The following is a 13,949-nucleotide window of genomic DNA, read 5'->3' on the forward strand; positions in this document are numbered from 1 at the left end:
CAGACGACGCCGCAAAAATACGTCGAAGGAGTTGCCCATGCGGAACAGGATTCTTGCCCTTGCAGCGCTCGCGGCCGCGATCGGCTCGCCCGTCGCAGCGCAGGCGCAAACCGGGATCACGGTGGGACGCGCGCCGGCCGTGGTCGATAGCGGCCCCACAATCACCGTCGAACAGCGGCCGGCCTTCCGGGAGTATGTCGTCGAGCAACGTGTGCCGGCCTTCAGCATTCCAGATCGCGTCGTGGTCGGTGCCACCTTACCTGAGACCGGCATCACCTATTATGACGTGCCGCAACGTTTCGGCGCGACGACCTACCGCTACACCGTCGTGAACGGCGAGACCGTGCTGGTCGAGCCGCGCTCGCGGCGCATCGTCGAGGTGATGGATTAGTTCGACTCGATGTCCGGCGCGCCGATCGAGACGTGGCGCGAGCAGTGTAATCGGACATCAGGCCCCGCCCGGTCTTCCCCCCGCCGGGCGGGGCATTTTTATTGTCATTCCGGGGCGCGCCACTTGGCGCGAGCCCCGGAATAACACTGTGTTTGCCGCGTGACCCCGCCCTCAATCCTGGATCTTCGAGAAATCCGCCACCGCGCGCGTGGCGCTGCGGATCTCATTGAGCAGCTTCAGCCGGTTCTCGCGCACCTTCGCATCGTCGTCGTTGACGCGAACCTTGTCGAAGAACGCATCGACCGGCGGACGCAGCTTCGCCATCGCGCTCATCGCGGCGGCAAAGTCTTCCCTGGCGACGGCAGCGCCGGCTTCCGCCTTCACCTCGCCGATCGCCTTCGCGAGCGCCTTCTCCTCGTCGAGGCTGTAGAGAGACGAATCCGGCGCACCGTCGAATGTGCGCTTGTCCTTCTTCTCCTCGATCGAGAGGATGTTGCTGGCGCGCTTGGTGCCGGCGAGCAGATTCTTGCCGTCGTCAGAGTCGAGGAATTTGCCCAGCGCCTCGACGCGGCGGACGATCATCAGCAGATCGTCCTGGCCGCCGAGCGCGAATACGGCGTCGACCAGATCGTGCCGCGCGCCCTGCTCGCGGAGCTGGACTTTCAGGCGATCCGCGAAGAAGGCGAGCAGATCGCTCGGCAGCTTCTGCGCGTCCGCAGGCTTCACCGACAAGCCGGCAAGAGCGGACGCAGCCACCTTCATCAGTGACAAGCGCAGAGCGTTCTCGGCGATCAGGCGAATCACGCCAAGCGCTGCGCGACGCAACGCATATGGGTCCTTCGATCCCGTCGGCTTCTCGTCGATGGCCCAGAAGCCAACGAGCGTATCGAGCTTGTCCGCGAGCGCGACGGCAACGCTGACCGGATCGGTCGGCACGCGATCGGTCGGGCCTTGCGGCTTATAGTGTTCTTCGCAGGCGGCGGCCACAGAGGCGTCCTCGCCCTGGGCCAGCGCGTAGTACTTGCCCATCAGGCCCTGCACTTCAGGGAATTCGCCGACGACTTCGGTCAGCAAATCCGCCTTGGCGAGATGCGCGGCGCGCGTTGCCTTCGCGACATCAGCGCCCACCAGCGCCGCGATCTCCGCGGCCAAACGCTCTATGCGCTTGATCCGCGCGGCCTGCGTCCCGAGCTTCTCGTGGAACACGATCTGCTCGAACTTCGGCAGACGATCCTCGAGCCTGGTCTTCAGGTCGGTCTCATAGAAGAACTTCGCATCGCTGAGGCGCGCGCGGATCACGCGCTCGTTGCCGCCGATGATGGTCTTGCCGCCGTCGGTCGCCTCGATGTTGGCGACCAGGATGAACTTGCTCGCGAGCTTGCCCGTCTTGGGGTCACGCACCACGAAGCATTTCTGGTTGTTGCGGATGGTGGCGCGGATCACCTCGTCGGGCGTCTTCAGGAACTCAGGCTCGAACGATCCCATCAGGACGACCGGCCATTCGACGAGGCCCGAGACCTCGTCGAGCAGGTTCTGGTCCTCGACGAGGTCAAAGCCCTGCGCAAACGCAAGTTGCCTGGCGTCGGTGAGGATCGCGTCTTTGCGGCGCTCGGGGTCGAGCACGACCTTGGCGTCGAGCAGTTTTGCCTCATAGTCCTCGAAGCGGCGCACCTGAATCGCGGCCGGCGCGAGGAAGCGATGGCCGTACGTGGTCTGGCCGCTCTCGATGCCGTCGACGGAAAACTTTACGACATCGGGCTCTTCCGTTTCGAGGCCGAAGGTCGCGGTGATCGCGTGCAGCGGACGCACCCAGCTCAGCGACCCGGGTTTTCCCGAGCGCGCGCCCCAACGCATCGATTTCGGCCAGGGGAAGGTTCTGACGATAACGGGCAGGATTTCCGCGAGCACGTCGATTGCGTCGCGGCCGGGCTTCTCGATCAAGCCGATGTAGAAATCACCCTTGGGGTCGCGCTGAATCTTGGCTTCATCGAGCGACTTCAGACCCGTTGCCTTCAGAAAGCCCTGCACGGCCGCATCGGGCGCGCCGACTTTCGGGCCGCGACGTTCGGTCTTGAGGTCGGACTGGCGCGCCGGGATGCCGTGCACGGTGAGCGCGAGGCGGCGCGGCGTCGCGAACGCTTTCGCGCCTTCATACACCAGGCCTTCGGCGACGAGCTTGTCGGTGACCAGACGACGAAGATCGTCGGCCGCCTTTCCTTGCATGCGCGCGGGGATTTCTTCCGAAAACAGTTCAAGCAAAAGATCGGGCATCAGGCCGCTCCGCCCGCTTCAGTGTGGATCCAGGCTTCGCCGCAGGCTTTGGCCAGTTCGCGCACCCGAAGAATGTAGCTCTGCCGCTCGGTGACCGAGATCACGCCGCGCGCGTCGAGCAGGTTGAAGACATGGCTTGCCTTGATGCACTGGTCATAGGCCGGCAGCGCCATCAGATGCGCCTCGCGCTTGCCATCCTTCCAACCGGCGTCGAGGTATTTCTTGCAGGCCGCTTCGGCCATCTTGAATTGCTCGAACAGCATCGCCGTGTCGGCGACTTCGAAATTGTGCTTCGAATATTCCCGCTCGGCCTGCAGGAAGACGTCGCCATAGGTAACCTTGGCATCGCCCTCGCGGCCGTTGAAATTGAGGTCATAGACCCGGTCGACACCCTGCACATACATCGCGAGGCGCTCGAGCCCGTAGGTGAGCTCGCCCGCAACAGGCGCGCATTCGAAGCCGGCGACCTGCTGAAAGTAAGTAAACTGGCTGACTTCCATGCCGTCGCACCAGCACTCCCAGCCGAGGCCCCAGGCGCCCAGCGTCGGGCTCTCCCAGTCGTCCTCGACGAAACGGATGTCGTGCACGGCGGAATCGATGCCGATCGCGGCGAGCGACTTCAGGTACAGCTCCTGAAGTTTCGGCGGCGACGGCTTCATGATCACCTGGAACTGGTAGTAGTGCTGCATCCGGTTCGGGTTCTCGCCGTAGCGGCCATCCTTGGGCCGGCGCGAGGGCTGCACATAGGCGGCGTTCCAGGGCTTCGGCCCGAGCGCGCGCAGCGTGGTCGCCGGATGGAAGGTGCCCGCGCCCATCTCCATGTCGTAGGGCTGCAGGATCACGCAGCCCTGCTCGGCCCAGAATCGCTGGAGCGCGAGGATAAAGCCCTGGAACGAGCGTTCCGGGCGCATATGGGCGGGCAATGAGGCGTCCATCGTCAGATCAGGCTCTCGCGGGGGGGTTTTGAATCGCGCGGGACCGTATCGACGGCGGGGGTGGGAATCAAGGCAAAGGGGGGCGAAAATGGCCGTCATTCCGGGGCGCCCGCAGGGCGAGCCCGGAATCCATTGTGCCTTTCGCTCCGTGGTTCGATGGATTCCGGGTTCTCGCTTCGCGAGCCCCGGAATGACACTTGAGCGGACGGACCCTACCCCGGCCTATAGGCTCCGGTCACGGGGTCCCGCTTCAGCGTCTGGACGGTCCCCGTAGAGGCGGCTTCAGCGACGCGCGACAGGCGCATCTCCTCCAGCTCCTCGTTGATCCTGATGGCGGTCTTGTAGGCCCAGCGGACCACGGCAAGCCCACCCAGGACGCCCGCGAATGCGACGAACGGCGGCATCGGTCGATCCTTGTTCAATGCTCAACCCCCACACGCATATTCGCGCACTCCGGGCCGCGCCGCAATTGGCCCGGCTCCCGGCATCCTTGGGACCAAATGGCGCGGGTGGCCCCCGCCTAGAACCCGAATTTCGCCCAAATCGCCCGCGTCTCGACGGCCGAGATCACCTCATCCGGCAGCCCAGCCATTGATTCCATGGCCGAAAGCTGGCCCGCGCCGGGCGATTTCCGCCCAAGCAGGCTGGAGAGCAGCCCGGTCGGCTGCGCGATCACAGGGGTGAGAACCTTGTCGCCAAAGCGGGCACGAAGAGTTGAGCGGAGATCGCCGATGCCGTCGGCGAGCCCCAGCGCGACCGAGGTTTCGCCGGCCCAGTACTCGCCGGTGAACAGCGTGTCGTCGGCCCCCTTCAACCTGGCGCCGCGGCTCTCCTTCACCAGCGCGATGAAGATCTGGTGGATCTCGCGCTGAAGCGCCTTCAGCTTGGCGACGTCGTCGGGGTTCTCAGGCAGGAACGGATCGAGCATCGCCTTGTGTGCGCCGGCCGTGTAGAGACGCCGCTCGATGCCGAGCCGCTTGATCGCCTCCTGAAAGCCGAAGCTGCCGCCGACCACGCCGATGGAGCCCAGGATCGAAGACGGATCGCAGAAGATCTCGTCGCCGGCGCAGGCGATCATGTAACCGCCCGAGGCCGCGACGTCCTCGACGAACACCAGCACGGGCAGCTTCTTCTCCGCCGCAAGCTGCCTGATGCGCAAGAAAATCTGGCGCGACTGCACCGGCGAGCCGCCGGGCGAATTGATCACCAGCGCCACCGCCTTGGCATTGCGCATGGAGAACGCCCGCTCCAGCACCCGCGCGACGGCTGCGAGCGTCATGCCCGGACGCAGCGGCGTCACCGCACCGATAACGCCTGACAGCCGCACCACCGGCACCACCGCCGCGCCTGGCCGTAAGCGCGCCGGCAGATATTGCAGGAGCTTGTCGGCAAGGCCGGAATTTTCGCGATCGTTCAATTGTTCGGCCATGGCCTTACCTCTGGTTAACCATTCTTTATCACGCGACTGTCATTGAAGGTGCCTGGAACGTGTTTTGCAGAATGCCCGTTGGCAAGCTGCAATAAGGCAGCGGAGGAAGCGACATGAAGGTCTATCTGCTGTTGATGCTGATCGGCGCGCTTTTCACGGCGATTCGCTTCACGTCCCCGCAAGAACAGCAGTCGGAATCGCTGCCCCAGTAAGCCGTCACGGCTCTGCCAGCGGCAAGACCGCTCTCCCCTCCAGAATATTCCTCACCTCATTTTTAGGCGCACGTGACTCATCATTGAGCATGAGGCCCGGCAGCAACCGCGTCGGCGCCCGGCCACCCTTGGCGGCGCGCACCAGCACACGGATCGCCGGCCTTCCCGCTTCGCCATGAACCGGCAGGATCGAGACGCTGCCGAAGCCGCGTGACAGCGCTGCCAAAACGTCAGCAACCCCATCCGCGCGCCAGATCAAGGTCAGCACACCATTCGATCGAAGGAGCCGCCGCGCTGCATGCACCCACGCATTCAGCGTCTCCTCCGTCGCGACATGCGCGGCATGACGCGACTCGTCTGGCGAGCCGCGATGCCTGAGGGCATCGTTGAAGGGCGGATTCATCAACACGCAGTCCGCACTGTCGGGCATGAGCCCATGTGCGGCAAAAGCCTGCGCATCCGCGGTGACATCGAGCACAATCACGTCCGCGGCAATCGCATTCGCAGCCGCATTGCCACGCGCGAGGTCCGCCAGTTCCGGATCGATCTCGACGAGGCAGAGGTCGATCCCGGCGACACGCCGGGCCAGCGCCAGGCCGGCCGTGCCGACGCCGGCACCCAGATCGACCACCCGATCGCCTTCGCGGGCCTCCGTCGCAGCGGCAAGCAGGATCGCGTCGTGGCCAGCGCGGTGGCCGGATCGCTTCTGCCTCAGGAGCAACTGGCCGCCGAGAAAGGCGTCCTCGGTGATATCGGTGACGACGTCAATCATCGCCGCGCAGTTCGTGGCTGAGCCCGGCCTCGGTCAGGAGCGCCCTCGCCTCGACGGCGTCGTCCTCATGGACCAGGATCCGGCGCGGCAGGACACCGAGCGAGCCTTCGATGATGCTCATGTTCTGGTCCAGCACCAGATGGTGGATGTTGGCGCCGTCGAGCAGCGCGCCGATCGCCGACACCAGCACGATATCATTGGTCCGAACCAGTTCACGCAAACGAGCCTCCTGCCTGAAAGGGGTTAAGCGGCAAATGTCAATGGTTCCGCAGCACTTGCCGCGTCCGCCTCCAGTTTCTATTGTCTTTCCATCAGAATAGCCCCTTCGGGGCAAATATTGGAGACCGGCGTGGCCGTCATCGTACCTTTCGAAACCCCCGGCGCGTCGATCGAAGAGCTGGTTGGCCTTGTCGCCCCTGACATGGAGCGCGTCAACGCCACGATCCTGTCGCGGACCGGTTCGGACGTGACCATGATCCCGGAGGTCGCCAACCACCTGATCTCCTCGGGCGGCAAGCGGCTGCGGCCGATGCTGACGCTGGCCATGGCCAACCTCGCCGGCTACACCGGCGACGGCCATATCAAGCTCGCCGCCTCCGTCGAGTTCATGCATACCGCCACGCTGCTTCACGACGACGTCGTCGACGAGAGCGAGATGCGCCGCGGCAAGCTGTCGGCGCGCATGCTCTGGGGCAACGAGGCGAGCGTGCTGGTTGGCGATTTCCTGCTGGGGCAGGCCTTCCGCATGATGGTCGAGGTCGGCTCGCTGCGCGCGCTCGACATCCTCTCGGCGGCCGCCGCCACCATCGCCGAGGGCGAGGTGATGCAGCTGGCCGCCGCCAAGAACACCGCGACAACCGAGGACGAATATCTCGCCGTGATCCGCGGCAAGACCGCCGAGCTATTCGCCGCCGCCTGCGAGGTCGGCCCTGTGATCGCCAACCGTCCGAAGGCGGAACAGACCGCCTGCCGCTCGGTCGGCATGAATCTCGGCATCGCGTTCCAGCTCGTCGACGACGTGCTCGACTATGGCGGCAAGAGCGCCAAGCTCGGCAAGAACACCGGTGACGATTTCCGCGAGGGCAAGATCACCCTCCCCGTCGTGCTCGCCTTCCGCCGCGGCAACGACACCGAGCGTGCCTTCTGGATCAAGGCGCTCGAACGCGGCGAGATCGGCGACACCGATCTCGATCACGCCATCGGCCTGATGAACAAGCACCGCGCGCTGGAAGACACGCTGAGCCGCGCCCAGCACTACGGTGCCATGGCGGTCGATGCACTGGCGCTGTTCCCGTCCTCGCCGATGAAGAGCGCGCTGGAGCAGGTGGTGGCGTTCTGTCTGGCACGGTCGCACTAGGCGCCAGCCCACCTCGCTTCCGCACAGCGATTGACCCAGCAAACTTGTACATACCGCTCCCTCCGCGTCATTGCGAGCGCAGCGAAGCAATCCAGATTCCCTCGGCGGAAATAGTCTGGACTGCTTCGCTGCGCTCGCAATGACGGAGCAACAGGCGCGAACAGCGCTCTCCAACTTTCATCTCCAATCTCACCACATTTTCTGCAACGTCGCGCTCCTTCGATTTACAACTCGTCGTAACTTGCATTTTGCAAGTCACTGCCCTACCTTCCCTGCCATGCAGCCAAAGTCCCCGTCCATCCAGGAATGCCCGGTCGGGCGCGCCGTCGAAACGGTCGGCGAGTGGTGGAGCATCCTGATCCTGCGGGATGCGTTTCAGGGTTCGACCCGCTTCGACGAATTCGAGCGCAATCTCGGCATCGCGCCGAATATCCTGTCGAGGCGCCTCGCACATCTGACCAAGACCGGCATGTTCGTCCGCCGCCGCTATCAGGAGCGGCCGCCGCGCTACGAATATGTGCTGACGGACAAGGCGCGGGATTTCTTCCCCGTGATCGTGGCGCTGCTCGCCTGGGGCAACAAGCATCTCGCCCCGAAGGGCGAATCCATCTTGCTGGCGAGCCGGAACGATGCTCGTCCGTTGGATCCGGTGGTAGTCGATGCCGCCGACAGACAGCCGATCACGCTCGCCAATACGATCGCCATTCCCGGGCCGCGCGCGAGCCGCGGGATGCGGGCTCGGCTCGCTTCGCTCAAGGCCATGAACCCGGCGGTCGCGCCGACTGGAGACTGAGATGCGTCGTATCGTCGTGACGGGTATGGGCGCGGTGTCGCCGCTCGGCTGCGGTGTCGAGATATCCTGGCGGCGGCTGCTCGCCGGTCAAAGCGGGCTGCGACCGCTGCCGGAATGGGCGCAGGTCCTGCCGGCGCGCATTGCCGGCCTGGTGCCCGACAAGGCGGACGACGCCGAGGGGGGCTTCGATCCCGCGCAAGCCGCCGCGCCAAAAGACCAGCGCAAGATGGACCGCTTCATTCTGTTCGCCCTGCTCGCCACCGCGGAGGCTGTCGCGCAGGCCAAATGGACGCCGCAGGAGGCTCACGCGCAGGAACGGACGGCGACGATCATCGCCTCCGGCGTCGGCGGCTTCCCCGCAATGGCGGAGGCGGTGCGCATCACGGAGCAGCGCGGCGCGCGCCGGCTGTCGCCGTTCACCATCCCCTCGTTCCTCGCCAACCTCACCGCCGGCCACGTCTCGATCAAATACGGCTACAAGGGCGCGCTGGGCACGCCAGTCACTGCGTGTGCCGCCGGCGTGCAGGCCATCGGCGATGCCGCGCGCATGATCCGCGCGGGCGAGGCCGATGTCGCCATCTGTGGCGGCGCCGAGGCCTGCATCGACATCGTCAGCCTCGGCGGCTTCGCGGCGGCGCGTGCGCTGTCGAGCTCTTTCAACGACGCGCCTGCCCGTGCTTCACGCCCGTTCGATCGCGACCGCGACGGTTTTGTCATGGGTGAAGGCGCCGGCATTCTGGTCGTCGAAGAGCTGGAGCACGCGCTGGCGCGCGGCGCCACGCCGATCGCCGAGGTTGTCGGCTACGGCACCACGGCGGACGCCTATCACATGACATCGGGTCCGCCGGATGGCGAGGGCGCACGCCGCGCCATGGAGATCGCGCTCCGCCAGGCGAGACTTGCCCCCGCCGAAATACAGCATCTGAATGCGCATGCGACCTCGACCCCGGCCGGCGACGAGAGCGAACTCGGCGCGATTCGTGCGCTGTTCGGCCGCAACCGCGGCATTGCTGTCAGCGCAACCAAGTCGGCCACCGGCCATCTGCTCGGTGCCGCTGGCGGGCTGGAGGCGATCTTCACCGTGCTCGCCCTACGCGACCAGATCGCGCCGCCGACGCTCAATCTCGAGAACCCCGACGCGAACGCCGACGGCATCGACATCGTCGCAGGCGGTGCGCGGTCGATGCCGATGCGCTACGCCATCTCCAACGGCTTCGGTTTCGGCGGGGTCAACGCCAGCGTGATCTTCCGCCGCATGGGCTGAACGAGATGGCTTTGCAATCGTGGCGCGCTGCGCTACGAAAACAGCATGCTTGAAACCAATCTCTGGCTGTTCCTGGCTGCCGCCGTTGTCATCGCCGCCGTTCCCGGCCCCGGCATTTTCTATGTCGCGGCACGAACGCTTTCGGCGGGCCGCGCCAGTGGTTTTGCGTCGACCGCAGGTACGGCGCTCGGCGGCCTGGTTCATGTCGTGGCAGGCAGCCTCGGCATCTCCGCGATCATCCTCGCCAGCGCCGAGCTGTTTGCTGCCGTGAAATTCATTGGTGCGCTGTATCTGCTCTGGCTCGGCGTCAAGACCTTTCGCGGCGCCGGCCGCGCGCTGACGCTGGAGAGCGAGGGCGTCGGCGACAAGCGGGCGTTCCGTGACGGCGTGCTGGTCGAGGCACTGAATCCGAAGACCGCGGCGTTCTTCCTCGCCTTCATCCCGCAATTCCTTGATCCCTCGGCGTCTCATCCCGCGCTGCAATTCATCGTGCTCGGCACGATCTCGGTGACGATGAACACGCTTGCCGATGTCGTCGTCGTGCTGATGGCGTCCGCAACGCGCAGGCATTTGACCGGACGGCCGCACCTGATGCGGCGCCTCACCCAGGGCTCCGGCGTGTTCATCGCCGGTCTTGGCCTGTCGCTCGCACTGGCGCGGCGGCCGGTAAATGGATAGCCACGATGCTCGTTCCGCAAAGTCGCTATTACGAGTCTCACGGACTACGGCTGCATTATGCCGATTGGGGCAACGAAGGTGCGCCGCCTCTCATGCTGGTCCATGGCGGCCGCGATCATTGCCGGAGCTGGGACGCCATTGCCCGCCCGCTGCGTCAGCATTTTCATGTGATCGCGCCCGACCTGCGCGGCCACGGCGATTCCGACTGGACCCGCGGCGGCAGCTACGCGCTGACGGAGTATGTCTACGACCTCATCCAGCTCGTCCGCGCCATCGCAGCGCCTCAAGTGACGCTCATCGGCCATTCGATGGGCGGCATGGTAAGCCTGATCTTTTCGGGGGCATTCCCCGAGCTGGTCTCGAAGCTCGTCGTGCTCGACGGTGTGACGATGTTGCCCGATGCGCCCAAGCCGCCGACGCACGAGCGCATCAGCAAATGGGTGAGCCAGCTCGACAGGCTGCACGATCGCACGCCGCGCCGCTATTCGACCCTGGAAGATGCGGCCGCGCAGATGGTGCTTCACAACAAGCGGCTGTCACGCGAGCTCGCGCAGCATCTTGCGACCCATGGCGCGCGCCGGAACGAGGACGGCACCTATAGCTGGAAATTCGATCCCTACCAGCGCGCCTCGGCGCCGCACCGGCTCTGGCCGGACGATCACGTCGCGCTGTGGTCGCGGATCGCCTGCCCGACGCTACTGAACGCCGGCGAAAGTTTTCTCGCCGGCGCGCGCTCGGCGGGACTGGAGCGCTATTTCCAGCAGGCGCGCGTCGAGACCATCGCCGGGGCCGGACACTGGCTGCAACACGACAAGCCGGATGAGGTGCTGGGCGAGATCCGACGGTTTCTGGGGCTGGAGAGCATCGACTAGCTCCGCTGCCGTAGGGTGGGCAAAGCGTAGCGTGCCCACCGGCTGTCACGATCGGCGAAAGATCGCGGGCACGGCGCTTGCGCGCCTTTGCCCACCCTACAGGACCGTCGGCGAAAAAATACCTAGCTCAACGTTCCCGCATGCACCCACCAGCCGGGGTGATCCCTGTGGATCTTCTCGGCGGCGGCGTGCGCGTCGCTCGGCGCGCCATAAATCGCGAAGCAGGTCGCACCCGAGCCGGACATGCGTGCGAGCTTGACACCGGCGGAAGAGCGCAAGGCTTCCAGCACATCACCGATCACCGGCTCGATGCGCAGCGCGGGGGCTTCGAGGTCATTGGCGACGGTTTCGAGAACCTCGACCCAATCGGCAATCGATCCGCCCTCGCCCGGCCAGGCCGGAGCTCCGAGGACCGAAGTGGCCCCGACCAGCAATTCGCCATTGCGCAGGCCCAGCGCCTGGAACACGTCCTTGGTCGCGACCGGCACGCGCGGATTGACCATCACGCAGGGCATGCTCGGCAAGGCCAGCGGCAGCAGCTGCTCGCCGACGCCAGTCATGTCGCAGGCGCGCGAAAGCAGGCACACCGGCACGTCGGCGCCGGTCGCGAGCGCGACTTGCTGGAGCCTGGGATCATCGAGCGGAAGATCGTTGAGACGCGCCAGCAGCCGCAGCGCCGCAGCGGCATCGGCCGAGCCGCCGCCGATCCCGGCTGCGACCGGCAAAACCTTGTCGAGCGCGAAAGCGCCGAGCTTCAAGTTCGGCACGGCGTCCGCCAACAGCTTGGCGGTTTTGAACACGAGATTGTCCGAGGCCTCGCCGCAAGCCGCCGCAAGCGGCCCCGTGGTCGCAAGCCTGAGCTCGCTACCCGGCTCCAGGGTGAGCCGGTCGGCACAGTCGGCAAACGCGACCACGCTTTCGAGATCATGATAGCCGTCGGCGCGACGGCCGACCACGCGAAGGCTTAAGTTGACCTTCGCGCGCCCTTCTTCAACCAACGCCGGCATTGGCGATGCCCCCTCAACGCAACCTTAACCGCCCTTGTCGTCGTCTTTCTTCTTGTCCGCCTGCGCGGCCGAAGAGTTCGAGCTATCGTCGGTGAGGCCGTTCGCGATCTTGGCCTCGATCTTCGGAAGCTCCTCCGGCTCGGGCTTGAGATCACGGGCATGCGCCCACTGGAATTTGGCTTCCAGGGTACGGCCGACGCGCCAATAGGCGTCGCCGAGATGGTCGTTGATGGTGGGATCTTCGGGCTTGAGGTCGATGGCGCGCTCGAGATTCTTCACCGCCTCTTCGTAGTTGCCGATGCGGTAATAGGCCCAGCCGAGCGAGTCGACGATGTAGCCGTCGTCGGGACGCTGCTCGACGGCACGCTTGATCATCTTCATGCCTTCGTCGAGATTCACGCCCTGGTCGATCCAGGAATAGCCGAGATAGTTCAGGACGTGCGGCTGGTCGGGCTGGAGCTCGAGCGCCTTCTTCATGTCGGCCTCGGCCTTCGCCCATTGCTTGGAGCGCTCCTCGCAGATGCCGCGATAATAGTACCAGACGCTGTTGGCCTTGTCGTTGCCGGCAAGCAGCACGTCGATGCCCTGCGAATAGGTCGCCCCGCAGTCGCCGAACTTCTTGCGGCCGCGCTCGATATTGCCGAGCGCCATGATGGCTTCGAGATCCTTGGGATCCTCCGATGTCACGCCCTTGAGGATCTTGATCGCCTCGTCGGTGCGATCGGCGGAGTCCAGATCGATGGCGAGCTGGATCTGCGCGTTGCGCTTCAATGGCGAGCTCGACGGCACGCGCTCATAGATCTTGATCGCCATCTGCGGACGCTTCACGGATTCATAGAGGTCGGCGAGCGAGAGCAAGGCCAGGGGATGAGTGGGCTGGAGATAGAGCGCGAGCTGGAGATAGACCAGCGCAAGATCCTCGCCGCCGCGGCGGGTCAGCGTGGCGCCGATGCCGTAAAGCGCCTCGGCCGCGCCGGCCTGCGCGGAATCGACCAGCGGCGGCAGCTTCTTGCCCGCCTTGGTCTCACGCAGACCTTCCACGATCAGCGGATGACGGGCGAGCTTCTTGTCGAATGCTTCGTAGATCGCGGTTGCCGAGGCGGCGTCCTTGTTGCGCGACAGCCAGCGTGCATAGGCCTCGGTGACGCGCAGCATGGAATCGTCGAGCTTGTAGGCGCGCTCGAAGCGGGCGCCCGCGTCCTTCTCCTTGCCGGCGTTCTCGAGGATCATGCCGGCGTGCAGGTCCTTGAACAACGGATACCATTCCGGGCCTGCGAGCTTGTCGATGGTCGCAACCGCACCCTTGGCGTCGCCCGCGCCATAGGCGGCCCAGCCGGACAGCAGCGTCGCGACGAGATCGGTAATCGGTCCGCGGACCGACTGGTTGATGTTGCTCTGCGCGCTCGGATACTTCTTCAGCTTCAGATCATGCACGCCGACCACCAGGCGAGCGACGCGATTGGTCTTGTCGATGGTGAGAATCCGCTCGGCGAGCTTGACCGCTTCGTCGATGTCGCCGTCGTCGACCGACGAAATGAAGGCGCGATCGAGCAGTTCGTTGTTCTTGGGATCGGTCCGCAGCGCGGAGCGGTAGAACGCGGCAGCCGAGGTCGCATCCCGCTCGACGCTGGCGTGACGGGCGGCAAGATAGCTGCCGGCGCTGGTGAGCGACTTCAGATCGTTCCGGGTCGGAAACTGCGCCGCCGTGTCGGCCGGATGATCCGGTGTCTGCGCCAGCACCGCGCTGGGGACCGCCACGATTGCGGAGCCGGCAAGAGCGATGGCAGCAGCAGTCCAGCGGTTGAAACGATTTGAGAACATCAGGGCTCGCCTTGAGTTGGTGGTGCCTGGGTTTGGAGCAAAGGCCGTCTCGCACGCGAACGCGGCCGGCGACATCGGGACCCGGAACCGTCGGTCCGGACAATGCCGCTTTTGGCGCTTCACCGCAAGGATTCGGACCGGGCGATC

General features: G+C 65.3%; 14 protein-coding genes. 6 read left to right on the top strand and 8 right to left on the bottom strand.

The genetic code is table 11. The features are described 5' to 3' along the window. Positions 1-37 precede the first annotated feature (37 nt). On the top strand, positions 38-391 hold the full coding sequence (locus X265_RS28265; protein ID WP_128967804.1) for a DUF1236 domain-containing protein: 354 nt from the start codon (positions 38-40) through the stop codon (positions 389-391). Positions 392-562: 171 nt separating this feature from the next. Here X265_RS28265 and glyS read toward each other — a convergent pair whose 3' ends face one another. The 6 genes from glyS to X265_RS28295 all read right to left on the bottom strand — a co-directional run bounded on the left by glyS (position 563) and on the right by X265_RS28295 (position 6,230). Further along, positions 563-2,662, bottom strand: coding sequence for a glycine--tRNA ligase subunit beta (glyS, locus tag X265_RS28270; RefSeq protein ID WP_128967805.1), 2,100 nt, complete (start codon positions 2,660-2,662; stop codon positions 563-565). Next, positions 2,662-3,597: a glycine--tRNA ligase subunit alpha gene (locus tag X265_RS28275; RefSeq protein WP_128967806.1), complete on the bottom strand. Its 936-nt coding sequence runs from the start codon at positions 3,595-3,597 to the stop codon at positions 2,662-2,664. Before X265_RS28275 ends, glyS begins: the two co-directional genes overlap by 1 nt. A gap of 212 nt (positions 3,598-3,809) precedes the next feature. Next, entirely contained in the window at positions 3,810-4,001 is a 192-nt protein-coding gene (locus X265_RS28280; RefSeq protein WP_128967807.1) for a hypothetical protein, read from the bottom strand. Positions 4,002-4,117: 116 nt separating this feature from the next. Next, the gene (locus X265_RS28285) at positions 4,118-5,026 is read right to left on the bottom strand and encodes a S49 family peptidase (protein ID WP_128967808.1); all 909 of its coding nucleotides are present in this window, start codon (positions 5,024-5,026) and stop codon (positions 4,118-4,120) included. Between the two features lie 216 nt (positions 5,027-5,242). Then, a complete protein-coding gene (locus X265_RS28290; RefSeq protein ID WP_128967809.1) occupies positions 5,243-6,010 on the bottom strand; it encodes a tRNA1(Val) (adenine(37)-N6)-methyltransferase in 768 nt (255 codons plus the stop codon). Next, positions 6,003-6,230 (bottom strand): putative signal transducing protein, encoded by a 228-nt coding sequence (locus tag X265_RS28295; protein WP_092298505.1) that lies wholly within the window; start codon positions 6,228-6,230, stop codon positions 6,003-6,005. The genes X265_RS28290 and X265_RS28295 overlap by 8 nt, the downstream gene beginning before the upstream one ends. A gap of 129 nt (positions 6,231-6,359) precedes the next feature. Between X265_RS28295 and X265_RS28300 the strand changes: the two genes are divergently transcribed. From X265_RS28300 to X265_RS28320, 5 genes are all read left to right on the top strand, one after another. Then, positions 6,360-7,367 (top strand): polyprenyl synthetase family protein, encoded by a 1,008-nt coding sequence (locus tag X265_RS28300; RefSeq protein WP_092298991.1) that lies wholly within the window; start codon positions 6,360-6,362, stop codon positions 7,365-7,367. A gap of 277 nt (positions 7,368-7,644) precedes the next feature. Continuing rightward, positions 7,645-8,160 carry a winged helix-turn-helix transcriptional regulator gene (locus X265_RS28305; protein ID WP_128967810.1) on the top strand — a complete coding sequence of 172 codons (516 nt, stop codon included), beginning with the start codon at positions 7,645-7,647 and terminating at the stop codon, positions 8,158-8,160. Between the two features lies 1 nt (position 8,161). After that, positions 8,162-9,424 carry a beta-ketoacyl-ACP synthase II gene (gene fabF, locus X265_RS28310; protein ID WP_128967811.1) on the top strand — a complete coding sequence of 421 codons (1,263 nt, stop codon included), beginning with the start codon at positions 8,162-8,164 and terminating at the stop codon, positions 9,422-9,424. Positions 9,425-9,469: 45 nt separating this feature from the next. Next, positions 9,470-10,102, top strand: coding sequence for a LysE family translocator (locus tag X265_RS28315; protein ID WP_128967812.1), 633 nt, complete (start codon positions 9,470-9,472; stop codon positions 10,100-10,102). 5 nt (positions 10,103-10,107) lie between these two features. Further along, positions 10,108-10,974: an alpha/beta fold hydrolase gene (locus X265_RS28320; protein ID WP_128967813.1), complete on the top strand. Its 867-nt coding sequence runs from the start codon at positions 10,108-10,110 to the stop codon at positions 10,972-10,974. Between the two features lie 122 nt (positions 10,975-11,096). On the opposite strand, the gene X265_RS28325 is transcribed toward X265_RS28320, so the two are convergent. After that, complete coding sequence (locus tag X265_RS28325; RefSeq protein WP_128967814.1) at positions 11,097-11,981, bottom strand: 4-(cytidine 5'-diphospho)-2-C-methyl-D-erythritol kinase; 885 nt, start codon at positions 11,979-11,981, stop codon at positions 11,097-11,099. A 24-nt stretch (positions 11,982-12,005) separates the two neighbouring features. Then, the gene (locus X265_RS28330; protein WP_128967815.1) at positions 12,006-13,802 is read right to left on the bottom strand and encodes a tetratricopeptide repeat protein; all 1,797 of its coding nucleotides are present in this window, start codon (positions 13,800-13,802) and stop codon (positions 12,006-12,008) included. Between the last annotated feature and the right edge of the window lie 147 nt (positions 13,803-13,949).

This window comes from Bradyrhizobium guangdongense (assembly GCF_004114975.1).
GTDB classification, from domain to species: domain Bacteria; phylum Pseudomonadota; class Alphaproteobacteria; order Rhizobiales; family Xanthobacteraceae; genus Bradyrhizobium; species Bradyrhizobium guangdongense.